The organism is Serratia sp. NGAS9, assembly GCF_009905295.1.
GTDB classification, from domain to species: Bacteria; Pseudomonadota; Gammaproteobacteria; order Enterobacterales; family Enterobacteriaceae; genus Serratia; species Serratia bockelmannii.
Genome location: NZ_CP047605.1, coordinates 586,438 through 610,453, shown reverse-complemented (window position 1 = coordinate 610,453; position 24,016 = coordinate 586,438). Strand labels below are relative to the sequence as shown.

The window sequence follows — 24,016 nt, the reverse complement described above, 5'->3', positions numbered from 1 at the left end:
TTAAGCCTGTACGGTTTGCTGGCGCTGTTCGCCCAGCCCTTCAATGCCCAGACGCATCGTCTGGCCCGCCCGCAGGTAGATGGGCTGCGGTTTCTGCCCCATGCCGACGCCCGGCGGCGTGCCGGTGGAGATCACGTCGCCCGGCTGCAGGCTCATAAAGCGGCTGAGGTAGCTGACGATCTGCGGAATGCGGAAGATCATGGTGCTGGTGTTGCCGTCCTGATAGCGCTTGCCGTCCACCTCCAGCCACAGGTTCAGGCTGTGCGGATCGGCGATTTCGTCGGCGGTCACCAGCCAGGGGCCGATCGGCCCAAAGGTGTCGCAGCCTTTGCCCTTGTCCCAGGTGCCGCCGCGCTCAATTTGATATTCGCGTTCTGAGACGTCGTTGATCACGCAATAACCGGCGACGTGGCGCATCGCATCCGCTTCGCTGATGTAGCGCCCGCCCAGGCCGATCACCACGCCCAGCTCCACTTCCCAGTCGGTTTTCTGCGATCCGCGCGGGATCTCCACCCGGTCGTAGGGGCCGACCACCGCGCTGGTCCATTTGTTGAACACCACCGGTTCCTCAGGAATGGCCGCACCGGTCTCCGCCGCGTGATCGGCGTAATTCAGGCCGATGCAGATGAACTTGCCGATGCCGCCGACGCAGGCGCCGAGACGCGGCTGCCCCTCGACCAGCGGCAATGCGGCGCTGTCCAGCGTGCGCAGTTTGGCGAGCGACGCCGGCGATAACGCGGCGCCGCCCACGTCGGCGATATGCTGCGACAGATCGCGCAGGCGGCCCTGCTCATCCAACATGCCGGGGCGCTCTTGCCCGGGTTCCCCATAACGTAAAAGTTTCATGCGTTCCTCTCTCAAAACTGGCGGCTCAGTTGCTCCAGCCACCGTCGATGATCTGCACCGTTCCTGTGGTGTACGAGCTGGCGTCGGAGGCCAGATACAGCGCCAATTGGGCGATTTCCTCGGTGGTGCCGATGCGCCCGATCGGCTGACGGGCGACGAACGCCTGATACACCTCTTGCTCGCTGCGCCCCTGTTCGCGCGCCTGCTCGGCGATGCGCTGGCGCAGCGACGGCGATTCCACCGTGCCGGGGCAAATGGCGTTGCAGCGGATGCCCTGGGTGACGTAATCCGCCGCCACCGAGCGCGTTAGGCCGATCACCGCCGCCTTGCTGGCGCTGTAGGCGAAGCGGTTCGGCACCCCTTTCACGCTCGAGGCCACCGAAGACATGTTGATGATCGAGCCTTTGCCGCGCGCCAACATGCCCGGCAGGAAGGCGCGGATCATGCGGAACATCGCGGTGACGTTGAGATCGAGCGCGAACGCCCACTGATCTTCGCTGCAGTCGAGGATCGATCCGCTGTGCACCACGCCAGCGCAGTTGAACAGCACGTCGATCGGGCCGATCGCTTCCGCCGCCGCCGCGATGGCGGCCGGATCGGTGACGTTCAGCGTCAGCGCGCGGATCCCGGCGGAGCCCTGCAGGCGCTCGAGGTTGATGTCGCTGGCGATCACTTCAGCGCCGGCGGCGGCGAACAGCCTGGCGGTGGTGAATCCGATCCCTTGCCCGGCGGCGGTGATCAGTACGCGTTTCCCGGTTAAATCCATCTTGACTCCTCGGCCTAAAGGTCTAATGGTCAGGCCACTAAAGGCGGTTAAAGGTCAGGCCTCTAACATGACAAAAGACGCTTTACGCGTTATCGTTGGGGGAAGAAGTTAATAAAAACAGCCTTGAAACCGCATTTCAATTAACCATTTTTTTACACTTGAATAACGATTACTCAAGCGCCTTATCGCATAATTGTGCGCCAAATCACTGAACGCCGAATCGTCAAAGGTCAAAAATGCCGATTACCCGACTGGAAAACCCAAGAATTTACAGACAGATAGCTGACCAACTCAAACGTCTGATCGAAAATAACGAATTTCCGCCGGGCAGCCGTCTGCCCTCGGAGCGCGATCTCGCCCAGCAATTGCAGGTCAGCCGCGCGTCGGTGCGCGAGGCGCTGATCGCGCTGGAAGTGATCGGCCTGGTAGACGTCAAGGTCGGCAACGGGGTGATCGTGCGCTCGCCAACGCCGCTGGCGCCGTCGCAGGAGCCGGTGATGGCCCAAGCCGGCCGCAACCAGTGGGCGGAGATCGACGACGAACTGAACATCGAGCTGGATTTCAACGCCGAGTTGCCGCCGTTTTCTCTGCTGCAAACCCGCCTGCTGATCGAACCGGAGACCGCCGCGCTGGCCGCGCGCCACGCCACCGACGAAGAGCTGGCGGGTATCCGCGCCGCCTATGAACAGAACTGCCGCGATAACCGCGCCGGTTCCGCCACCCACCCCGGCGATCGGCTGTTCCACATCCGCATCGCCCAGGCCAGCGGCAACCCGGCCTATGCGTTCATCATCGGCCACCTGCTCGGCCACCGTTACGGCAGCATGTTCCGCGTGCTGCAGCGCCACTATACGCCGGACGACATGCCGCACCGCTCCGAGCTGGAACACCGGGCGATCCTGGCGGCGATCGAAGCGCGCGACGTGCGCGGCGCCCGCAAGGCGATGAAGGCGCACCTGGACGAAGTGATCGCCATTTTCGCCCGCGCGCAGTAGGCCGCCGGCGGTGAAAAAATTTTATCGCCACCGCTCTTTTTTCTACATGCAGCCGGGGCCTGGGGGCATTACACTGGGCGACGAATAAGCCCTTTCCCCGCTGCATTGTTAAATGGATAACGACCGTTGAAGAACTCTGTCTCCGCTTTATTGCTGGCGCTGGGCCTGTGCGCCGCGCCGCTGGCCGTGCAGGCCGCGCCCCCGCAGCTGGCTTCGCAAATCGTCGACCAGTATGCCGAACATATTTTCTACAACAGCGGCGCCACCGGCATGGCGCTGGTGGTGATCGACGGCAATCAGGTGGTTAACCGCAGCTTCGGCGACACCAAGCCCGGCAACAACCTGCGCCCGCGCCCGGATTCGCTGATCCGCATCGCGTCGATCACCAAGCTGATGACCAGTGAAGTGATGGTAAAAATGGCGGCGGCAGGCCAGGTCAAACTGACCGATCCGCTGCGCAAGTACGCTCCCAAAGGCGCCTATGTGCCGGCTTACAACGCCGGCCAGCCGATCACGTTATTGAACCTGGCCACCCACACCAGCGCGCTGCCGCGCGAGCAGCCGGGCAAGAAGCCGCCTAAAACGCCGGTCTTCACCTGGCCGACCAAAGCCCAGCGCTGGCAATGGCTGGCGCATGCCAACGTCACGGTGCCGCCGGGCGTACACGCCGCTTATTCCAACCTGGCGTACGATCTGCTGGCCGATGCGCTGTCGCGCGCCGCAGGCAAACCCTACAACGCGCTGCTGAAAGAGAAAATCACCGCGCCGCTCGGCATGGTGGATACCACGCTGACGCCGAGCCCTGAACAGTGTTCGCGCCTGATGGTGGCGGCGGCCGGCCCGAGCGCCTGCCGCGACACCACCGCCGCAGCCGGCAGCGGCGGCGTCTACTCCACCCCACGCGACATGCAGCGCTGGATGCAGCAGTTCCTCTCCTCCAGCGCCAGCGGCCCGCGCAAAGCCACCGCCGCCAGCGAACAAACCATGTACTTCCAGCGCCACGATCTGGTGTCGCTGAAGGGCATGGACGTGCCGGGGCAAGCAGATGCGCTGGGGTTAGGCTGGGTGTATATGGCGCCGAAGGACGGGCTGCCGGGCATCATTCAGAAGACCGGCGGCGGCGGCGGGTTCATCACCTACATGGCGATGATCCCGGCGAAAAATGTCGGGGTGTTCGTGGTGGTGACCCGTTCGGAGCTGAGTAAGTTCACCAACATGAGCGATCCGGTCAACCGCCTGGTGAGCGATCTGGCAGCCAACAAGAGTTGATATGTGGGGCGCAGCTGGCTGCGCCCCCACGTCTCAGGCCAGCACCGCCATCTGATGGATCACCGGATGGAAGTTGCGCTTGAAGTAGATCAGGCCGTTACCGGCTTCGCTCAACGCGATCTGCTTGATCTGCACCAGGTACATCTGGTGGGTACCGATGCTCTGGATCTGCTCGATTTCCCCTTCCAGGCTGGCCAGGGTATTGCGCAGCACCGGCTGCCCCAGTGCGCCGAGCTGCCACTCTTCCAGCCGGAAACGATCTTCCATGCTGACGCCGGTCATGCCGGCGAAGTGGCGCGCCATCAGCTCCTGCTCATGGTTGAGCACGTTGACGCACAGCCTGCGGTTTTCCTGAAACACCGGGTTCATCGCGCTGTTGCGGTTGATGCACACCAGCAGCGTCGGCGGCGTATCGGTTACCGAGCACACCGCCGTGGCGGTGATGCCGCAGCGCCCCGCCGGGCCGTCGGTGGTGACGATATTCACCGCCGCCGACAGGCTGGCCATGGCGTCGCGAAAGCGCAGGCGCTGTTCATTTTCCTGAGACATACAACCTCCTCCTGAATTACTTCAGCAGATTATCCAACTGATTAATATCGTCATTGTTCCGCAGGTGCGGCACCTTCCAGCCGTGCTGATCGTAATCGGCCAGGCACTTGTCGACCATCTGCATCATGCGATCCATATTGCCGGATCCCTGCGCATGGCGCAGGCACTGCAGGCGGATCTCATCCTGGCTGCCGGCGTAGTTGATCTCATACAGCTCGTGGCGCCCGCCGAACTCACTGCCGATCGCGTCCCACATCAGCTTGAGGATCTTGATGCGCTCGACGTGATCCATGCCGTCCGATCCGCGCACGTAGCGCGCCAGGTACTTGTCGATCTCCGGGTTGTTCATGTCGCGCACGCTGGACGGCAGGTAGATCAGGCCGCTGGTGACGTTCTTCTCGATGATGTGTTTCACCTTGGTGTAGGCCATCGGCGCCATCACGCGGTAGGTTTGCAGCGCGGCGGAATCCGGCAGGTAGGCGCCGTTTTCCCATTGCGTGGCTTCGGCGCACATCGCGTCGCTCAGCGACCAGAACAGGTTGCGCCAGGCCACCACTTCGCCCAGATCGGCCTGCACGCCGCGGAACTCCAGCACGCCGGTGCACGATAGGCTCTTTTGCAACAGCGCGGTGATGAAATCCATCTTCACCGCCAGGCGCACGCAGGCCTGCAGCGGGAACAGCCGGGCGAAACCGCCCTGGGTGCTCCAGCGGCGGCAGCGGTCGAAATCGCGGTAGATCAGCACGTTTTCCCACGGGATCAGCACATGATCCATGATCAGGATCGCGTCGTTCTCGTCGAAGCGGCTGGTGAGCGGATAGTCAAACGGCGATCCGGTGGCGCCGGCCACCAGCTCGTAGGAGGCGCGCGAAATCAGCTTCACTCCTTCGGCGTCCATCGGCGCCACGAACATCAGCGCGAAGTCCGGATTATCGCCCATCACCTGCGCCGAACCGAAGCCGATGAAGTTGTAGTGGGTCAACGCCGAGTTGGTAGCCACCACTTTGGCGCCGCTGACCACGATGCCGGCGTCAGTTTCTTTCTCCACCTGAATGTAGACGTCCTTCACCTCATTGACCGGCTTATGACGATCGATCGGCGGGTTGACGATGGCGTGGTTGAAATAGAGCCCGGTTTCCTGAATGCGTTTGTACCAGTGGCGCGCGTTATCGGCGAACTGGCCGTAGAACTCCGGATAAGCGCCCAGCGCGCAGCCGAAGGCCGCCTTATAATCCGGCGTGCGCCCCATCCAGCCGTAGCTTTGGCGTGACCAGTCGGCGATGGCGTCACGCTGCTGGCGCATCTCTTCCGGGCTGCGGGCGTAGCGGAAGAATTTGTGGGTATAGCCGCCGTTGCCGGTGTCGGTATTCCAGCACAGGCGATCCTGGCTGGCCGGATCGTGCAGCGCGTCGTACAGCTGGCCGACCGACGCCGCCGCGTTGCGGAACGCCGGGTGGGTGGTGACGTCTTTTACGCGTTCGCCGTAAATGTAGATTTCGCGGCTATCCTGCAAACTTTTCAGGTATTCGGCGCCGGTGAACGGGCGTTTGCTGTCGGCACGAAAGTCTTCTGGTTTCATCGGGTCTTCCTCGTCATCGGCATTTTTCAGGCCGCGGAGTCGGCCATTTGTTAAAATAATGTTTTCTTTTGGTTGCTTAATTGAAGCTGACAAAGCCGGTTTCGAGAAGAGACTTTTGCGGCAATCGCCGGTACTTTTCAGGTCAGTTTGCCGCTTTCGCGGCAAACTGTGATCGCGGTTACGAAAGGGCGTGTTGCGCCGCGCGGTAGGTCGAGGGGGAACAGCCTTCCAGCCGATTGAAAAAACGGGCGAAATAGGCCGGATCCTTGAAGCCGAGGCTGTAAGCGGTTTCATGCACCGTGCAGGCGCTGAACAGCAGCATGCGCTTGGCCTCGCGCAGCAGCCGATCGAAAATCAGCCGTTTGGGCGGCCGGTTGGCGAAGCGCCGACACAGGTCGTTGAGCCGCGATTCGGTCACGCCCAACGCCTGCGCATACTCCGGCACCGGCAGATGCTCGCGGAAACGCTCGTCCACCATCTTGTTAAACCGTTGAAACAGCTGCAGTTCGCCGCGCACGCCGCTGTTGGCGCTGTCTTCCAGCGCGGTGTTGCGCAGCAGCAGCGTGAACACCGCCTGCGCCAACAGCGCCAGCGTCTGTTCGCGCCCGGCCAGGTTCTGCGCGAACTCGCGGCGGATCAGCGCCCAGTAGTGGCTGAGCGCCGTCAGCTCCTGCGGCGCATCGGCCAGCGACAGGCAGATGCCCGGCATGTCCAGCGCCAGGTTGCTGCCGGGGTACAGGCGCTCCAGCAGCGGCCAAATCAGCTCCTGGCGCACCGTCAGCACGTGGCCGTCGCTGTCCGGTTCGGTGAAGAACGCATGCGGCACCGACGGCGGCGTGAGGATGAACAGCGGCGCCTGCACCGAATAGTGCTGATCGTCGAGCTGCAACTCTATCTTGCCGGTCTCCAGGAAATGCACCTGGAAGAAGCAGTCGTGCCAGTGCACCTGCATGTCGCGGCCGAAGAATGCCGCCAGCCCGGCGAAGGTTTCGTAGTGCACCTCGTCGGCGGCGTAGCGCGCGTCATACTCTTTGCAAATATCGATGTTGGCGATAAAGCCGGTACTTTTCCGCACCTCATGACCTCCTGCAATCATGCCCACTTGCGCATCAAGGCGTCGCTCTCGGGCGCGAATCCTTCATCGGAATGCGCCACACCAGCACGGCGCCGACGATCAACAGCGCCGAAACGAAATACAGCCCGGAGTTGAAGCTGCCGGTCATGTCCTTGAACCAGCCGATCAGCAGCGGGCTGAGCGCCGATCCGATGTTACCGGTGGCGTTGATCACCGCGATCCCCACCGCCCGCGCTTCCAGGCTGATCGACTGATCCGGCGTGGTCCAGAAGATCGCCATGGCGGTAAAGGAGCCGACCGAGGCCATCACGATCCCGAGCAGCTGGATCAGGCTGTGATCGGTGGCGGACGCCAATAGCCAGCCGGCGGCGGCGAACAGGTACGGCAGCGCGGTGTGATGCTTGCGCTCCTGCAGCCTGTCGGATCGTTTGCTCCACCACACCATGCCGGCGATGGTGCAGATCTGCGGGATCGCCGCCAGAATGCCGATCGTCACGTTGCTGCTGCCCTGGTTGAAGCTCTGCAGGATCTGCGGCGTCCAGATGTTGATCGCGCTCAGGGTGTTGGTCAGGCAGAAATAGGCCAGCGTGTACATCAGCACAATCGGCGTGCAGATCTCACGCCACAGGCTGCGCTGCTGCAGCGCGCGGTGGCTGCTCGGCCCGTTGGGCTGCACCAGCTGCAGCTTGTCGGCCTCCATCATCGCCTGCAGGCTGGCTTTTTCCTCGTCGGTCAGCCACTTGGCCTTGGCCGGGGTGTCGTCGAGATAGAACCACACCACCACGCCCAGCAGCACCGATGGAATGCCTTCCAGCAGGAACAGCCACTGCCAACCCTTCAGGTTCATCACCCCGTCCAGCGCCAGGATATAGCCGGAGACCAGCGAGCCGATCGCCATGGTCACCGGCATGGCGATCATGAACAGCGCGTTGGCGCGGGCGCGGTAAAACGCCGGGAACCAGTAGGTGAGGTACACCAGAATGCCCGGCAGGAAGCCGGCCTCGGTGATGCCGACAATCATGCGCAGCACGTACAGGCTGGTCGGCCCGGTGGCGAACATGGTGCAGGTGGAGGCGATGCCCCACAGCACCATGATGGTGGCGATCCAGCGCCGCGCACCGACCCGGCTCAGCATCATGTTGCTCGGTATGCCAAAGATCACGTAGGTGACATAGAACAACGTCGCCGCCAGCCCGAACATGGTCGAGCTGAGGCCGAGATCTTTGCCCATCGTCAGCCCGGCGAAGCCGATGTTGATACGATCGAGGAAAGAGAAAACAAACAACACGAACAGGAAAATGATCAGGCGCCGAAACAACTTTTTAATCACCGATTGCTCGGCGGCGGTTAACGCTTTATGTTGCTGCGCCGGGTTGGCCGGCGGCAGCGAATCGACGTGGTTCATGGTTCAGTAGACTCCCGATGAAGGCGCTTGCGCCCCGCCCTGTTTGAACTCGTCCGCCAGGGCTTCCGCCGCCCGCGCCAGCAGGGTGGTATCCACCCCCACCGCAACGAACAGCGCGCCGGCCTCCAGATAGCGCTGCGCCAGTACCTTGTTGGCCATCAAAATGCCCGGCGCCTTGCCGGCGGCGCGGATACGCGCGATGGCGTCGTCGATGGTGCGCTGCACCTCCGGGTGCTGCGGATTACCGGCAAAGCCCATGTCGGCGCTGAGATCCGCCGGGCCGATAAACACGCCGTCCACCCCTTCCACCTGCAAAATGGCGTCGAGGTTTTTCACCGCTTCGCGGGTTTCAATTTGCACCAGCACGCACATCTGCTCATCGGCCTGCTGCAGGTAATCGGGCACCCGGTTCCAGCGTGAGGCGCGCGCCAGGGCGCTGCCGACGCCGCGCACGCCGTGCGGCGGATAGCGCGTGGCGCGCACCGCGTCGCGCGCCTGTTCGGCATTCTGAATCATCGGGATCAATAAGGTTTGCGCGCCGACGTCCAGCAGTTGCTTGATGATCACCGCGTCGTTCCACGGCGGGCGCACCACCGGCTGGCTCGGGTAAGGCGCGACCGCCTGCAGCTGCCCCAGCACCGTTTGCACGTTGTTGGGCGCATGTTCGCCGTCGATCAGCAGCCAGTCGAAACCGGCGCCGGCCAGCAGCTCGGCGCTGTAGCTACTGCACAGCCCGAGCCACAGCCCGATCTGCGGGCGTTTTTCCTGCAGCGCTCGCTTGAAGTGGTTGGTTAACATCGCATTCTCCCTGACAAGCGGGCGCGACGCGTGGCCCCCGCCCGATTATTGCGGCCCGGTTCGCCGAGCCGGCTTATTAGACGAAGCGGCAGCTGATGCAGCCCATCGGGCCGTAATCGACGTGGAAAGTATCGCCGCGCCGCGCCGGCACCGGCCGGGTGAAGGAACCGCCGAGGATCACCTGCCCCGCTTCCAGCTCCACCTCATACGGCGCCAGTTTGTTGGCCAGCCAGGCCACACCGTTGGCCGGATGATTGAGCACCGCCGCCGCCACGCCGGACTCTTCAATCACGCCGTTGCGGTACAGCAGCGCGGAGATCCAGCGCAGATCCAGCGCATCCGGCTTGATTGGCCGCCCGCCCATCACCACCCCGGCGTTGGCGGCGTTGTCGGAGATGGTGTCGAACACCTTGCGCGGCCGCTGCGTCTCGGGATCGACGTTGTGGCTGCGCGCGTCGATGATCTCCAGCGCCGGAATGACGTAGTCGGTGGCGTTGTAGACGTCGAACAGCGTGCAGTTCGGCCCGCGCAGCGGCTTGCCCAGCACGAACGCCAGTTCCACCTCCACCCGCGGCACGATAAAGCGGTCGATCGGAATGTCGCTGCCGTCGTTGAAGAACATGTCGTCCAGCAACGCGCCGTAGTCCGGCTCGGTGATCTGCGAGCTCACCTGCATGGCGCGCGACGTCAGGCCGATCTTGTGGCCTTTGAGCGTGCGCCCCTCGGCGATCTTCAGCGCCACCCACTGCCGCTGAATGGCATAGGCGTCTTCAATGGTGATCTCGGGATGATCGAGCGACAGCGCGCGGATCTGCTCACGACTCTTTTCCGCCTGATGCAGGCGCTGCACGGCGCGGTTAATCTGCTCTTTATCCAGCATGTACGACCCCTTATTCACGCCTTGTTGAACAGCGCGTGGACATTGTTCTGTTTGTAATTCAGCACCGGATCCAGCTCTTCCATGGTGAAAGAGAGCGCCAGGTAACGCTGCGCCATCAGCGCGGCAAAGTGTTCCTTGATCAGCGCAAACAGCATCTCGCCCACCTGCTGCCGGCTTTCCAGACTGCGGCCGTGGCCGATCTTCAGCGTCATGTGCACGAAGGCGTAATCCTGCTTGCCGTCGGCCATCTGCCAGGTATCGAGCCAGATGGCGCGGCTGCGCACGCCGGCCAGCGGGAAGATACCGGTCACCGCCAGCGCCTCGTTGACCTTGGCGAACAGGGTGGGCAAATCCGCCTCGCGGCGGATGTTGTCGGTACATTCAGCGTAAAAATGGGGCATAGCGTTCTCCAGACGGCGCATAGACGCGGGCAAGGCCCGCGCAGCGGCATTTACAGCGTATTGCCAAGTTTGAAACCTTTTTCCGTATCGCCCTCGCGGGTATAGGAAAAACCGTCTGCGCCGATGGTGACGGCCATTTCGCTGGGCGCACTGCGCTCGATGACCGGCTGCGGCTGCCCATCGAGATCCAGCACCAGCGATCCTTCGGTGTACCAGCTCGGCACCACCGGATTGCCCCACCAGTCGCGGCGCTGGTTGTCATGTACGTCCCAGGTCACGGTCGGGTTGTCCGGATCGCCGGTGTAGTAATCCTGCGTGTAGATTTCCACCCGGTGGCCATCGGGATCGCGCAGGTAGAGATAGAACGCGTTGGAGACGCCGTGGCGACCAGGGCCGCGTTCGATCAAATCGGATTTGCGCAGCGCGCCGAGCTTGTCGCAGATGGCCAAAATGTTGTGCTTTTCATGGGTGGCGAAGGCGATGTGGTGCATGCGCGGCCCGGCGCCGCCGGTCATCGCGGTATCGTGCACCGTCGCCTTGCGGCGCATCCAGGCCGCGTAAACCACGCCGTCTTCATCGCGGATGTCTTCCGTCACGCGGAAGCCCAGCCCCTGGATGTATTCCACGGCGCGCGGCACGTCAGGGGTGATTTGGTTAAAGTGGTCGAGGCGCACCAGCGCGCCCGGCGTATACAGATCGTAGCGCCAGGCCAGACGCTCGACGTGCTGCACGTCGTAGAAAAACTCATACGGAAAACCGAGCGGATCCTCTACCCGCACCGCATCGCCGATGCCTTTGGCGAACCCGTTCACCCGACGCTCGGTACGGCAGCCAAGCGCCTTGAAATACGCTTCGGCGCGATCGACGTCTTCCGGCGTGCGCACGCGGAAAGCAAACGCCGCCACGGCGGCGACCGGGCCTTCGCGCAGCACCAGGTTATGATGAATAAACTCCTCCATCGAACGCAGGTAGAGGGTTTTATCCTCTTCGGCGGTCACGACCAGGCCGAGGATATCGACGTAAAATTCGCGTGCGGCTTTAAGGTTCGTGACCTGAATTTCCATGTAGGCACAGCGCACGACGTCGGGAGCAGGGACAGCATCAGTGGTCAGTTTTGTCGTCATTGTTCTCATCTCTTTCGTTATTATTGTGGCCTGAGGCTCAAACGCCCCATTTCGGGATCGGGTGGTCGCCCATGGAAATGCACACGTTCTTCATTTCGGCGAACACTTCGAAGCTGTATTCGCCGCCTTCGCGGCCGGTGCCGGAGGCTTTCACGCCGCCGAACGGTTGGCGCAGATCGCGTACGTTTTGGGTGTTGACGAAAACCATGCCCGCTTCAATGCCGCGGGCCAGGCGCAGAACCTTGCTCACATCCTGCGTCCAGATGTACGACGCCAGGCCGTACTCCACGTCGTTGGCCATGCGCAGGCCGTCTTCTTCCGACTTGAACGGCAGCAGGCAGGCCACCGGCCCGAAAATCTCCTCCTGCGCCACGCGCATCCGGTTATCGACATCCGCCAGCACCGTCGGGCGCAGGAAGTTGCCGTGGCTCAAACCGGCCGGTTTGTCCGGGCCGCCGGCCAGCAGGGTTGCCCCTTCTTCCACCCCGAGGCGGATATAGCCGGAGACTTTTTCCCAGTGCTGCGGGCTGATCAACGCGCCCACCTGGGTGTTGGGATCTTGCGGATCGCCCACGCGCAGACGGTTGGCGCGCTCGGCAAAGCGTTTGACGAATTCCGGGTAGATGCTCTCCTGAATGAATATGCGCGAACCGGCAGTGCAGCGTTCACCGTTGATCGAGAAGATGGTGAACAGCGCGGCGTCGAGCGCCCGCTCGATGTCGGCGTCTTCAAAGATCAGCACCGGCGACTTGCCGCCCAGTTCCATGGAGAATTTCTTCAACCCAGCGCTTTCGATGATGCGGCGGCCGGTGGCGGTGCCGCCGGTGAAGGAGACCGCACGCACGTCTTTATGGCGCACCAATGCGTCACCGGCGGTGGCGCCGTAGCCCTGCACCACATTCAGCACCCCGGCCGGGATGCCGGCCTCCAGCGCCAGCTCGCCCAGGCGGTCGGCGGTCAGCGGCGACAGTTCGGACATCTTCAGCACCGCCGTGTTGCCCAGCGCCAGGCAAGGCGCGGTTTTCCAGGTGGCGGTCATGAACGGCACGTTCCACGGCGATACCAGCGCGCATACCCCTACCGGCTGCACCAGCGTGTAGTTGAGCATCTTGTCGTCCACCGGGTAGGTCTTGCCGTTCATCTGCTGGCACACCTCGGCGAAGAACTCGAAGTTGTGCGAAGCGCGCGGGATCAGCACGTTTTTGGTCTGGTGGATCGGCAGGCCGGTGTCGGCGGTTTCCAGTTCGGCGATCTGCGGCACGTTCTGGTCGATCAGTTCACCCAAACGGCGCATCAGGCGCGCGCGCTCTTTCATCGGCGTATTCGCCCACTTGGGGAACGCCTCTTTCGCCGCGGCCACCGCCTGGTCTATCTCCAGCTGGCCGCCGGAGGCCACTTCCGCCAGCACCTCGCCGTTCGCCGGGTTGGTGGTGGTGAAATACTCTTTGCTGGCGACGTTCTTACCGTTGATCCAGTGGTTGATGGTTTTCATCGCAGGCTCTCCTCGTAATCTTTTTCACTGATAATGTGGTTAACCAAACGGCCGATACCTTCGATCTCCACCACCACTTCGTCGCCCGGCTGCACGTCGGCCAGCCCTTTCGGCGTGCCGGTGGCGATCATGTCGCCCGGCTGCAGCGTCATGAATTCGCTCAGGTAGGCGATCAGGAACGGAATGTCGAAAATCATGTCGGCGGTGCTGCCGCGCTGGCGCAGCTCACCGTTGACATAGGTGCTGAGCGCCAGCCGATGCGGATCGGCGACGTCGTCGCGATCGACGATATACGGCCCGATCGGCGTCAGGGTGTCGCGGCTCTTCACCCGCAGATTCGGCCGGTAGTAGTTCTCCAGGTAGTCGCGGATGGCGTAGTCGTTGCACAGGGTGTAACCCGCCACATACTCCATGGCGCGCTCGCGACTGACGTTGCGCGCGGTCTTGCCGATCACTGCCACCAGCTCGGCTTCGTAATGCATGTACTCCACGCCGGCCGGACGCACCGACACCTGACGGTGGCCAGTCAGGGTGTTCGGCGCCTTGAGGAACACCAGCGGCTCTTCCGGCGCTTTAAATTCCAGCTCGCTGGCGTGGTCGGCATAGTTCAGTCCCAGGGCGAACACCGTGCCCTGCGCCGGCGGCAGCCATTCCACTTCGCGCTCCTGCAGCACCTCGCCGTTCGGCAGCGTGACACGCAGTTGGTCGTCCACCTGAACGTTGACGATCTGGCCATGATGGCGAATACGGGCATGTTTCATGATGCGGCTCCTGCCTGGGTGACGCGGTTGGTGAGAGTGGGCAGGCCGGCGGCGCGCACCGTCACCTCATCCCCCGGTTTGATCTCCACCCGCTGGTGCGGGGTGCCGATCAACACCGCATCGCCCGGCTGCAGGGTGATGAAATCGCTGATGGCGGCGATCAGTTCCGGCACCGAGCGCACCAGATCGGCGGTGGACCAGCGGTCCTGCTCCACGCCGTTGATCTCGGTGACGATCTCCAGCCGATCGGCATTCTCCAGCAGACCAATCTCCCCCAGCGGGCAGAACCCGTCGCGGCATTTGGCCTTGATCGCCGGGCGGTAGAAGCTGCTTTCCGGCAGGCTGACGTCGTTGGCCAGCGCGTAACCGGCCAGATAACGGCTCACCTGCGCCGCCGGCACCTTGCGCACGGTATCGCCGATGATCACCGCCAGCGTGCCGCCGCTTTGCACGGTTTCACCGGCCGGAAACGGGATCGCCCCGCCGTTGGCGAGGTGGGTGTTGCGCGGTTTGATAAACCACACCGGGGTTTTGGGTGGGGTTTGATACGGTGGCTGGTGAAACGCCTGATCCCAGGCGTCCAGTTGGCTGCGGTGGTTCAGCGCAACGGAAAATACGGTGCCTTTCATGCGAACTCCTCCAATGGCAAAACATGACAACCGGCATTCATTAATATATTAATGATTACTTTTATACGCTGTGCAGCTTTTACGCAACGCGCTTGGAGTGATTTGTGATCGTGATAACAAAATATTCACAAACAACGAACATTAGCGTGATTATTCAGCGTATTAATCATTTTTATCGCCATTTTTCGCTGCCCCGCGCATTTTTGCTTTATCCCTGCGGGTAACTTTGGCTACTATTAAGTTATTAATAAAATCGGGCCTGGCGGGGTAACAGCCCTGCGGTAAGCGCCGTGACAACGAACACCTTGATAGCTAAGGCCAAACTTATGCATGAATCGTTAACCATCGCCCTGCTGCAGGCGCGCGAAACCGCCATGGGGTTCTTTCGCCCGATCCTGAAAAGCCACAACCTGACCGAGCAGCAGTGGCGCATCATCCGCGTGCTGGCCAACAGCCGTTCGATCGAATTCCACGAACTGGCGGCGGAAACCTGCATCCTGCGCCCCAGCCTGACCGGCATTCTGTCGCGCATGGAGCGTGATAAGCTGATCTTCCGCCTCAAGCCGGTTAACGATCAGCGCAAGCTGTACGTGTCGCTGACCCAGCAGGGCCAGGATCTGTATGAAGTGGCGCGCCACCAGGTGGAACAGGGCTACGCCGAGATTGAAGCCGCTTTCTCGCGGCAGAAAATGGACCAGCTGATGACGTTGCTGGACGAGCTGATCACCCTGGGTGACAGCCTGCCTGCCAACGTCGCCGCGCATCCCGCCAAGCAGTGATTTAACCAACCGGAATGCTCAAATTAATTGGCGTTGCAGCCAACAACGCTGCAGCGTCAAGTAAGCAGAGAATTCGTTTCCGGCAACAGCGCGCCGCCGTCCACCACCAGCGTCTGGCCGGTGATGTAGGCCGCCGCCGGCGAGGCGAGAAACACCATCGCCGCGGCGATGTCTTCCGGTTCCCCCAGCCGCCCGAGCGGCACCGAGGCGGCGATCGCCTGATTCACCTGCGCGTCGCCCAGGTTGGCCATCGCCGGCGTGCGGATCATCCCCGGCTCCACGCCGTTGACGCGAATGTTCTCCGCCGCCAACTCCAGCGCCGCCGCGCGAATAAATCCGTTCACCCCGGCCTTGGAGGCCGCATAGTGCGCCAGCCCCGGGTAGGCCACCCGCGGGCCGGTCACCGACGAGGTCACCAGAATGCAGCCTCCGCCCCGACGGCGCATCCACGGCAGCGCCGCCTGCGCCAGAAAGAACGGCGCCATCAGATTGACGCTCAGCGTGCGTTGCAACAAGGCCGCGTCGATGGCGGTAAACGGCGTCAGCGGAAAATAGGCGGCGTTGTGGATCACCACGTCCAACCGTTGACGGCGCTCACCCACCGCCGCCACTCCCTCGGCAATCTGCCCCGGCTCGGCCAGATCGCAGGCCAGCGCCTGTACGCTCAGCCCTTCGTCCCGCAGCGTTTGCGCCGCCGCCTGCGCCTGCGGCAGCTGCACGTCCGCGATCGTCACCTCGGCGCCCAGCCGGGCAAAGGCGCTGACAATCGCCAGCCCAATGCCCTGAGCGCCGCCGGTCACCAGCACCACCTGCCCCGCGAAGGCATTGGCCGCATAGGTTGCGCTCATCGGCCTATCCTCGCGGGTGGTGCGTGGTGTTCAGCACCTGCGCGTGGGCGCCGACCGCAAAGTTGCTCAGCGCGCTGAAATCGCTGCCCTGATAGCCGAGGATCTTGCCGTCGGTGCGCATGCCCTGCAGATCGATCATCACCACGCCCAGCGTCGGGATGATCTTCTCGCGCCAGACGAACAGATAAAGCTGATCCGCCACCTTCACGTAGTGGCAGCGATCGACGTCCGCCAGTCCTTTCTCCACCCCGTCCAGACACTGCCAGGCGTAGAAGTTGTCGTTCAGGTAGATATGCTCGTACCGCTCGGTCGGGCTGTAGGTGTACATGTTGCGCATGCCGATCAGCTCGTCGGTAAAGCCCGGCGGCGCCACGTCGGCGTCGTCCAGCGTGCCGAAGCGGAATTCGGCCTCGACCGCGGTCAGCGGCAGCCCCTGCTCCACCCGGCTGAAGGCATCGAGCCGCGTCTGCGCTTCGTCCGGCAGTTGGCCGTATACCGCAGTGAAGTTGCCTTGATTACGGTCGCATACCAGCGTAATGCTGGCGTTGGCGCGGGCAGGATCGAGAAAATCGATGAACAACACGCCGGGGCGAATGCTGGTAGCGCGATAGGCGACGCCGCGCCGCTCCCCCCACTCCATCGTCTGCTCGTCGGTAAACCGACAGCGCTGCGTCGCGCCGTCGCTAAAGCGCAGCGTCAGCGTGGTGCCCGCCAGGCCGTGCTGGCGTTCCAGCGTATTGCTGTGCGGCGCAAAGCCTTCCGCCAGCGCGCCAACCTGAATGAATACCGCTTCTGAACTCATGGAAATGCTCCTTACAGGGAAGTGAAAGCCAGGGTCGGCACATCGACGATGGTGGAGCCGCCGTCGGCCACCAGCGCCGCGCCGGTTATGATTGAAGCCTCGCTGGAACAGAGGAAACGGCAGACGCGGGCGATCTCCTCGGCGCTGGCCGGCCGGCGCAGCGGTACGTCGCGACAGACCATTTGGTAGGCCTGCTCCAGCGAAATCTGATGGGCGTCCATCAGCAGTTGCATCTCTTCGTCCGCCATCGGCGTGGTCACCCAGCCCGGGCACACCGCGTTGGCGCGCACGCCCAGCGGGCCATAGTCGCGGGCGATGGAGCGCATCAGCCCGATCAGTGCATGTTTGGCGGTAACGTAGCCGCAGACCTCCGGCCCTGCGGCCAGCGAAGCGATCGAGGCCACGAACAGCAGGTTGCCGCCGCTTTTAATCAGCTCCGGCAGGCAGGCGCGCGCACTGGCGAAAGCGCTGTTGAGGTTACTGTCCATCGCCCCTTGCCACTGCGCGTCGGTCATCTCGGTGATGCGCTTGAAGCCCATGCCGCCGGCGCTGCCGATCAGGCAGTCGATGCGCCCGGCGTCGCGCAGAATCGCCGGCAGCAGCGTGTGGTTCCAGCTCTCGCCGCTGGCGGCGTCGCCCACCAAAGCCTGCGCGCCGATCTCTTGCGCCAGCGCCGCCAACGGTTCCGGGCGGCGGCCGATGATGAACACCCGATCGCCCTGCGCCGCCAGCAGACGGGCGCAGGCGGCGCCGACGCCGGTGCCGCCGCCGGTAATCACAACCACTCTATTCATGATTCAGCTTCTCCATCAGTTGGCCGATCATCAGCAGGCTGCTCAACAGCAGCCGCCGCTGTTCGGCATCCAGCCGCAGATAGCGGCGGCCGGCCGGCAAACGGCTGACCACCTCCGACGCGGCAAAATGCTCGATATCCACCTGCCAGCGCCCGTCGTTCACCGTCAGCCGCACGCGGCGAAAATCCAGCTGCGCCAGCGTCTCGCCGATCTGCGGGTAGCGCTGCAGCCCTTCCAGCACTCGCTGCGCGGCTGCATGGCGTTGGCGCAACAGATAGCGCACCCCGCGCCGCCGCAGCCAGCCGCCGGTCACCACGTCCAGCGTCAGCGGAGGCTGCTCTGCGCATGCGCCCTGCAACCGAAAACGGTGGCTGACGATATGCGCCATAAACAGCCCCTGCACCTGTTCGCCGATCTCGATCTGCGGCCCCTGCGGCAGCGTCAGCCGCAGCAGGCCCGGCGCCAGGCGTTCGCACGCGTAGGGTTCCAGATTGCGCGCCAGACGATCCAGCGCGGCGCCCGGCCGATAGCCCGACGGCGCGCGCCGCCAGGCGCGATTAAGTGAGGGAAGTAAGCCGATCAAACTGCGCCTCCTCGTTTTCACCCTTGGCAAATGCGTTCTCCAGCACCTGCTCGACCGGCACCGGCTTGAACGGGTTCACTTTCTGCACGCACAGCGTCCAGAACAGCGCATAGGCGGCGGTCAGGCCGATCATCCAGCCGAAGGGAATGTAGATGTCGCTCGGGTTCATCCCCGGCGGCGTGATGTAGACGATGGCCAGCACGATGCCGACGCTGGAAACGATTTGCGGCAGCGGGAACCACGGCGATTTATAGGCGCGCGGCAGGTCGGGGCGGCGCACGCGCAGGATCACCACCGAACAGGTCACCAGCAGGTAGGCCACGCCCCAGGCGCACACCGCCGCCAGCACCAGCGGAATGATCCTGTCGAGGTTGCCCTGAATGGCGAAGGCGTGTACGCAGGGGATCAGGACCGCCACCAAAATGCCGACCACCGGCGTTTTAAAGCGCGGGTGCAGATAAGCGAACATGCGCGGCAGCGCGCCGTCCAGCGCCATGCCGTACAGAATGCGCGGCACCGCCGCCATCAGCGTGTTGATGGTCGCCGCGCCCGCCAACAGCAGGCCGACGCCCAACCAGTATTTGCCTAACTGGCCCATCACCTGGCCGGCGAACGCCGGGATGGCCATCGGCGTTTCCAGCAGGCGCGTACCGCTGGCGGCGTCGATCACCACGTTTTCCACCTGATGGCTGAGTGCCGCGCCATACAGCGCCATGCACACCGCCACGCCGCACAGCCCGAGCGCCATCGCGCGCGGGATCACCCAATCGCAGCGTTTGATCTCCGGCGCCATCGGTGTCACCAGCTCACAGCCGACGAACATGAACATCGCCATGCCGATCAGGCTGAACACCGCGAACGGATCGTTCAGGCTCAGCGTGCTGCCGAACCAGCCCTCGAGCGGCACCGCATGCGGCGACAGCAGCCCGACGATGCCGAAAATCACCAGCGTGCTCCACATGGCGAAGGTCAGCACGATCTCCGCCTTGCCGAAGGCCTCGATGCCAAACGCGTTGAGCAGGCCGAACACGACAACCAGCCCGACGCCGACCATCCAGGAGGCATTGTGGCTTTCCATCAGGGTGTTGAGGTGCTCGAAGTTCACCAGCGCCATGATGCCGGAAAGAATGGTCTCGGCGGTGCCGGCGAAGATATGCACGATCAGGTAGGCCGACAGCGCGCCGGTGATGGCGAAAAAGCGCCCCATGCCGCAGGAGATGTAGTCGTAAACCGAACCGGAGGTCGGCAGCAGCGACGCCGCTTCGGAGAAGGTGGTGAGCTGCGCCTGCATCATGATGAAGGCGATCAGCATCGCCAGCGCGAAGGTGTCGCCGCCGATGCCGAAGCCGCTGGTGACCGTCAGGATCACCGGGCTGGCCATGATCACCCCGACCGAACTGGCCAGGGTGGTGGGAAAGCCGACCTTGCCTCTAGCCAGGTGGGCGTGCAACCGCGACGACAGGTTCATGGTTATTTCCTCTTATAGTTTTGGCCTGATGCATGCAGGTGCTTGCAGGTTTTTCACCGCCAGCGGCGGTAATCTCACTATAGAGAGGAAAGGAAAATGCTGACTATCGTCCTTAAGGACGAGACGGTTTCAACCTGCGGCGGCGCTCACGGCGGCGCGCCATTGCATCGCCCCCTGCGGGCTGCGCGGGTAGGCGCGCAGCGGCGCCAGCAGCGCGGAAAAGAAGGCGTAATAACCGGCACACAGCCGGTTATAGCGATCTTCGCCCACATGCGCCGGGCAGCCGCCCTGGCAGACGCTTTTCACGCTGCAGCGTTGGCACTCGCGGCGCAGGCTCTTGTTTTTACCGAACGGCATCTCCGCCGCCCTTGCCGCCAGGGTGGCGAGCGGCGTGTGGCGATCGGCATGGCCGAGCAGATGCTGCGCATTGATCAGATGATCGCAGGCGTAAAGCCGCCCGTCCGGCTCCATCACCAGATTGCCGCCGCAGCGTTCGGCGTGCACGCAGCTGGGGCTGACGTGGGTGAAATACTGCGCGTAGACCTGTTCGATGTTCATCACGAAGACCTGGCCGATATGCCCGCGGCTGCGCCAGCGGCGATATACCGCCAGCATAAAGCGCCCCCAGTTGGCGGCGCTCAGTCCGTAACCGGCGGTGGGCGCATCCCCTTCCAGCATCAGCGGCTGAAACTGCAGATAACGCGCCCCGATCGCCACCGCATGATCGTAGATCGCCTCGGCGCGATCCGCGACGCCGTCGTGCACCACCATCAGCAGGTTGAAGTCGATCTGATGGCGCTGCAACAACGCAATGCCGCGCAGCGCGGCGTCATAGCTGGCGCCGCCGCGCTTGTCCGGCCGGTGGGCGTCCTGTACCTCGCGGTCGCCGTCCAGGCTGACGCCGAGGATAAAGTGATGCTGCCGGAACAGCCGGCACCAGGCGTCGTTCAGCAGGGTACCGTTGGTCTGCAGGCTGTTGCTGATCCGCATGCCCGGCGGCGCGTAGCGGCGTTGCAACGCCAGCGCCCGCTTGTAAAAACCGATCCCCGCCAGCAGCGGTTCACCGCCCTGCCAGACGAAGTTGATCTCGCGGCTGTAACGCGGCTGGGCGGCGATGTAGCCGCGGATAAATTCCGCCAGCAGGTCGTCGTCCATCTTGCGCGTCCGCTCCTGCTGGCGCTGCGGGTAGTAGCAGTAGCGGCAACCCAGGTTGCAGCCGGCGCCGATCGGCTTCACCAGCAAATGAAAAGGCGCCGCCGCGCGCGGTTCGCTCTCTACCGGGATCTGCTGCGCGCGCAGCTGGGCCAGGTTCATGGCGCCGCCTGCGGCAACGGTTTGTGGGTCAGCGGATCCAGGCCGATGTAGTCACCGGTGCTGGCGTCAACGCCGAGGTAGTCGATCGCTGCGCCTTTGGCTTCAATGACCATGCCCTGCTGCGCAAAGCGACGATACGCCTCGCTCAGCCGTTTGACTCGATCCGGGTTGGCGGCGGCCAGATCGCGCGTTTCCAGCGGATCGTCATGCAGGTTGAACAGCCCCCACGGCGCCATCTGCGCCGTCGGCCCGGCCTTCACCAACCGCCGCAGCTTCCAGACGCCATCCACATAGGCGGCCTGGTTATGCAGCTCCACGCCGTAGGTCGCGCGCGGCACGCCGTCGGCCTCGCCGCTGAAATAGCGCTTGAAGCTGACGCCGACCATCGGCAGCGTCGGTTTGGCCTTCAGCGGTTTGTTGGCGTCGATGCCGGCATAGTCATACAGCGTCGGCGCGATGTCATACACCGCCATCGGCGTGCGGTCGATGCCGCCGCGTCCCTTCAGCCGCGGCGCGGAGATGATGAAATCGGTATTGATGCCGCCCTGCGCGCTGGTGGTTTTGTGGTAGTTGGCGTACGGCGCGTTGCTGACGTTGGCCCAGTGCGGCCCGTAGGAAATGAACGATCCCTTGCGGCCGAGGTTGGCGTAGCTGTTGTCGAACTGCCGCCAATACTCCGGCTTCGAGCCGTAGTAGAAGCCGCTGGCGGGGTTGGCGCCGTTGTCGGTGGCGAACACGATCACCGTATTTTGGTCACGGCCGGTCTGCTTCAGGGTGTTCAGCACCGCGCCGATCTGATCGTCCATATAAGCGATCATCGCCGCGTACACCTGCATGGTCTTGGCTTCATATTTTTGCTGCTCGGGCGTCAGCGTGTTCCAGGCCTTATCCAGCGCCAGCGTCGGCATCGGCGTGCGATCGGAAATCAACCCCAGCGCCTTCAGGCGCTGAATGCGCCGCTGATAGGCCTGCTGATAGCCGGCGTCGTATTTGCCGTCGAATTTGGCGATCCAGTCATCCGGCGCCTGCAGCGGATCGTGCGGCGCGGTAAACGCCAGATAGGCGAAGACGGGTTTGCTCTGCGGCGTATCGCGGATCCACTGTTCCAGCTGATCGGCATAGGCCTTGCTGGAATAGAAATCTTTGGGCAACGACACGCGTTTGCCGTTCAGGGTGTAGAAGGTATGGAACGCCTCCACGGTGCCCAGCGGTTTCGCATCGTCGAAATGGCTGGTGCCGCCCCCCATAAAGGCGAAGGCGCGCTCGAAGCCGCGATCGGTCGGTTTGGCGCCGTCGACATAGCCCAGGTGCCATTTGCCCGCCATCATGGTGGCGTAACCTGCATCGCGAAAACGCTCCGGCAATGTGGTCACGCGGTCGGTCAGCCGCATTTCATAGCCCGGCTGCGCGGCGGTGCTCTCATACCACCACATGCCGCCCATGCCGGCCTGCTGGTTGGTGTTGCCGGTCATCAACATCGACCGCGCCGGCGCCGACATCGGCGAGGTGTAGTACTGGCTCATGCGCACGCCCCGCTCGGCCAGCGCCTGCAGGTTGGGGGTCGGTATCTCGCCGCCGAACGGGCTGATGTCGGAGTAGCCCATGTCGTCCACCAGAATGATCAGCACATTGGGGCGATCGGCGTCCGCCCCCTGAGCCAGGCCCGATAAGGCACCGCTCAACGCCACCGCCAACGTTTTTTTCTGCATCGTTCGTTCCCCGTATGGTCATGCGGACTGAACAACCCGACGCCTCAGCCCGAGAAAGGTCATCATTTTTTCGTCTTATACGTTTGGCGCCGCCTGGCGCTATCTTCAATTCGCAGTGTAGGAAGCGGTGGAAAAGCCTGGCTATCGTTCTTAAGAACGAGGGACGGCGACGGTCGCGCCGGTTGTAGCACGCGCAGAGCGGCGAGGGCCTCGCCCAGGCAAGCATTCAAAAGCGCTGTAAATTCAGCGGGAAAAGCGACGAACTATTTCATTAACCTATTAATGAAAATCGCGAAAAATCCGCCCTAAAAAGCCCTGATAAACGCAGTGTCATCTTGTTATTTATGTGTTTTATTGCAATCGGCCTCACGTTGTTAATATGTTTTTATTGTGTTGCCAAATTGCTACAACTATGCTTGTATCGTTCATATATTGACCGCCAACATTCTCCAGTTGAACGATAAAGGGAGGAATACGAATCATGCACAGCACCGCATCCGATGCCTTTATCAACAGTTGTTTGGCGACCATTACGCACCTGATCCCGGTGTCCGCCGGGGTGTTTTATCTGGTCGATCGCGACCTGCGGCCGGATCACTACATCCTGCACGGCATGCCCGATAAAACGCATCAGCAGTACCTGAACCACTTCCAGCAGATAGACCCGCTGCAGCCGGCCAATTTCCATCGCCAGGACATCACCATGGTCGGCATGAGCCCGGCGGCGATCGCCGGCAACCGCCGCTATTACCACGACTTTATGCTGCCGAACGACATGCGCGACATGACGGAGATCTTCATCCGCCAGCGCAAGCGCATCGTCGCCGGGGTATCGCTGATCCGCGATACGCCGTTTACTGACGTGGAGCGCGGCCGCCTGCGCGCGGTGCTGCCGCTGATCGAGCTGGCGACGCGCGATCTGCTGCCCGACGGCGAGGCGCAGCTGTTGACCGCCAAAGAGCAAGAGATCGTCAACCTGGTTCGCGAAGGCGCCAGCAATAAGCGCATCGCCCTGAAGCTGGGCATTTCGCTGTCCACGGTGAAAACCCATATGCGCAATATTTTCGCCAAAACCGACGTGGTGAACCGCACCGAACTGGTCGCCGGCGGCTTTCTCGCCCACGGTTAACGCCCGATAACGGCCGCCGCT

General features: G+C 62.9%; 24 protein-coding genes. 4 read left to right on the top strand and 20 right to left on the bottom strand.

The features are described 5' to 3' along the window. The gene (locus tag GUC32_RS02830; RefSeq protein ID WP_043136103.1) at positions 1-846 is read right to left on the bottom strand and encodes a fumarylacetoacetate hydrolase family protein; all 846 of its coding nucleotides are present in this window, start codon (positions 844-846) and stop codon (positions 1-3) included. 25 nt (positions 847-871) lie between these two features. Further along, complete coding sequence (locus GUC32_RS02825) at positions 872-1,612, bottom strand: SDR family oxidoreductase (RefSeq protein ID WP_043136107.1); 741 nt, start codon at positions 1,610-1,612, stop codon at positions 872-874. A 236-nt stretch (positions 1,613-1,848) separates the two neighbouring features. On the opposite strand from GUC32_RS02825, the gene GUC32_RS02820 reads away from it, so the two are divergent. Together GUC32_RS02820 and ampH are read left to right on the top strand one after the other, a co-directional pair. Then, positions 1,849-2,607, top strand: coding sequence for a FadR/GntR family transcriptional regulator (locus tag GUC32_RS02820; protein ID WP_025305190.1), 759 nt, complete (start codon positions 1,849-1,851; stop codon positions 2,605-2,607). A gap of 126 nt (positions 2,608-2,733) precedes the next feature. Then, a complete protein-coding gene (gene ampH, locus GUC32_RS02815) occupies positions 2,734-3,876 on the top strand; it encodes a D-alanyl-D-alanine-carboxypeptidase/endopeptidase AmpH (protein ID WP_197771535.1) in 1,143 nt (380 codons plus the stop codon). A 33-nt stretch (positions 3,877-3,909) separates the two neighbouring features. Here the strand turns inward: ampH and hpaC are convergent, their stop codons facing one another. From hpaC to GUC32_RS02760, 11 genes are all read right to left on the bottom strand, one after another. Next, positions 3,910-4,425 (bottom strand): 4-hydroxyphenylacetate 3-monooxygenase, reductase component, encoded by a 516-nt coding sequence (gene hpaC, locus GUC32_RS02810; RefSeq protein ID WP_025305188.1) that lies wholly within the window; start codon positions 4,423-4,425, stop codon positions 3,910-3,912. Positions 4,426-4,441: 16 nt separating this feature from the next. Further along, complete coding sequence (gene hpaB, locus GUC32_RS02805) at positions 4,442-6,004, bottom strand: 4-hydroxyphenylacetate 3-monooxygenase, oxygenase component (RefSeq protein ID WP_043136111.1); 1,563 nt, start codon at positions 6,002-6,004, stop codon at positions 4,442-4,444. Positions 6,005-6,182: 178 nt separating this feature from the next. Then, positions 6,183-7,079, bottom strand: a complete 897-nt coding sequence (hpaA, locus tag GUC32_RS02800) for a 4-hydroxyphenylacetate catabolism regulatory protein HpaA (RefSeq protein ID WP_004933161.1) — start codon at positions 7,077-7,079, stop codon at positions 6,183-6,185. 34 nt (positions 7,080-7,113) lie between these two features. Further along, the gene (gene hpaX / locus GUC32_RS02795; protein WP_089181649.1) at positions 7,114-8,484 is read right to left on the bottom strand and encodes a 4-hydroxyphenylacetate permease; all 1,371 of its coding nucleotides are present in this window, start codon (positions 8,482-8,484) and stop codon (positions 7,114-7,116) included. A gap of 3 nt (positions 8,485-8,487) precedes the next feature. Further along, on the bottom strand, positions 8,488-9,282 hold the full coding sequence (gene hpaI / locus GUC32_RS02790) for a 4-hydroxy-2-oxoheptanedioate aldolase (protein ID WP_099816600.1): 795 nt from the start codon (positions 9,280-9,282) through the stop codon (positions 8,488-8,490). A gap of 76 nt (positions 9,283-9,358) precedes the next feature. After that, on the bottom strand, positions 9,359-10,162 hold the full coding sequence (gene hpaH, locus GUC32_RS02785; RefSeq protein ID WP_369435546.1) for a 2-oxo-hept-4-ene-1,7-dioate hydratase: 804 nt from the start codon (positions 10,160-10,162) through the stop codon (positions 9,359-9,361). A gap of 14 nt (positions 10,163-10,176) precedes the next feature. Next, positions 10,177-10,563: a 5-carboxymethyl-2-hydroxymuconate Delta-isomerase gene (locus tag GUC32_RS02780; RefSeq protein ID WP_193402598.1), complete on the bottom strand. Its 387-nt coding sequence runs from the start codon at positions 10,561-10,563 to the stop codon at positions 10,177-10,179. 50 nt (positions 10,564-10,613) lie between these two features. After that, positions 10,614-11,687, bottom strand: a complete 1,074-nt coding sequence (hpaD, locus tag GUC32_RS02775; RefSeq protein ID WP_089180517.1) for a 3,4-dihydroxyphenylacetate 2,3-dioxygenase — start codon at positions 11,685-11,687, stop codon at positions 10,614-10,616. A gap of 37 nt (positions 11,688-11,724) precedes the next feature. Continuing rightward, positions 11,725-13,179, bottom strand: coding sequence for a 5-carboxymethyl-2-hydroxymuconate semialdehyde dehydrogenase (hpaE, locus tag GUC32_RS02770; protein ID WP_033636981.1), 1,455 nt, complete (start codon positions 13,177-13,179; stop codon positions 11,725-11,727). Then, positions 13,176-13,940 (bottom strand): fumarylacetoacetate hydrolase family protein, encoded by a 765-nt coding sequence (locus GUC32_RS02765; RefSeq protein ID WP_016929192.1) that lies wholly within the window; start codon positions 13,938-13,940, stop codon positions 13,176-13,178. The genes hpaE and GUC32_RS02765 overlap by 4 nt, the downstream gene beginning before the upstream one ends. Further along, positions 13,937-14,569, bottom strand: a complete 633-nt coding sequence (locus tag GUC32_RS02760; RefSeq protein ID WP_049207851.1) for a fumarylacetoacetate hydrolase family protein — start codon at positions 14,567-14,569, stop codon at positions 13,937-13,939. The genes GUC32_RS02765 and GUC32_RS02760 overlap by 4 nt, the downstream gene beginning before the upstream one ends. Positions 14,570-14,895: 326 nt before the next feature. On the opposite strand from GUC32_RS02760, the gene hpaR reads away from it, so the two are divergent. Next, a complete protein-coding gene (gene hpaR, locus GUC32_RS02755; protein WP_049204618.1) occupies positions 14,896-15,348 on the top strand; it encodes a homoprotocatechuate degradation operon regulator HpaR in 453 nt (150 codons plus the stop codon). A gap of 56 nt (positions 15,349-15,404) precedes the next feature. Here the strand turns inward: hpaR and GUC32_RS02750 are convergent, their stop codons facing one another. From GUC32_RS02750 to GUC32_RS02720, 7 genes are all read right to left on the bottom strand, one after another. Further along, entirely contained in the window at positions 15,405-16,196 is a 792-nt protein-coding gene (locus tag GUC32_RS02750; RefSeq protein ID WP_033641763.1) for an SDR family oxidoreductase, read from the bottom strand. Between the two features lie 4 nt (positions 16,197-16,200). Next, positions 16,201-16,998, bottom strand: coding sequence for a molybdenum cofactor biosynthesis F family protein (locus GUC32_RS02745; protein WP_308369823.1), 798 nt, complete (start codon positions 16,996-16,998; stop codon positions 16,201-16,203). 11 nt (positions 16,999-17,009) lie between these two features. Beyond that, positions 17,010-17,792: an SDR family NAD(P)-dependent oxidoreductase gene (locus GUC32_RS02740; protein WP_043136148.1), complete on the bottom strand. Its 783-nt coding sequence runs from the start codon at positions 17,790-17,792 to the stop codon at positions 17,010-17,012. Beyond that, positions 17,785-18,375 carry a DUF3156 family protein gene (locus GUC32_RS02735; RefSeq protein WP_049207849.1) on the bottom strand — a complete coding sequence of 197 codons (591 nt, stop codon included), beginning with the start codon at positions 18,373-18,375 and terminating at the stop codon, positions 17,785-17,787. The genes GUC32_RS02740 and GUC32_RS02735 overlap by 8 nt, the downstream gene beginning before the upstream one ends. Further along, positions 18,350-19,843 carry an APC family permease gene (locus GUC32_RS02730; protein WP_148123103.1) on the bottom strand — a complete coding sequence of 498 codons (1,494 nt, stop codon included), beginning with the start codon at positions 19,841-19,843 and terminating at the stop codon, positions 18,350-18,352. The genes GUC32_RS02735 and GUC32_RS02730 overlap by 26 nt, the downstream gene beginning before the upstream one ends. Before the next feature lie 129 nt (positions 19,844-19,972). Beyond that, a complete protein-coding gene (locus tag GUC32_RS02725) occupies positions 19,973-21,157 on the bottom strand; it encodes an anaerobic sulfatase maturase (RefSeq protein WP_369435545.1) in 1,185 nt (394 codons plus the stop codon). Then, on the bottom strand, positions 21,154-22,866 hold the full coding sequence (locus GUC32_RS02720; RefSeq protein ID WP_149542347.1) for an arylsulfatase: 1,713 nt from the start codon (positions 22,864-22,866) through the stop codon (positions 21,154-21,156). Before GUC32_RS02720 ends, GUC32_RS02725 begins: the two co-directional genes overlap by 4 nt. Positions 22,867-23,347: 481 nt before the next feature. On the opposite strand from GUC32_RS02720, the gene GUC32_RS02715 reads away from it, so the two are divergent. Next, entirely contained in the window at positions 23,348-23,995 is a 648-nt protein-coding gene (locus GUC32_RS02715; RefSeq protein ID WP_043136164.1) for a LuxR family transcriptional regulator, read from the top strand. Positions 23,996-24,016 lie beyond the last annotated feature (21 nt).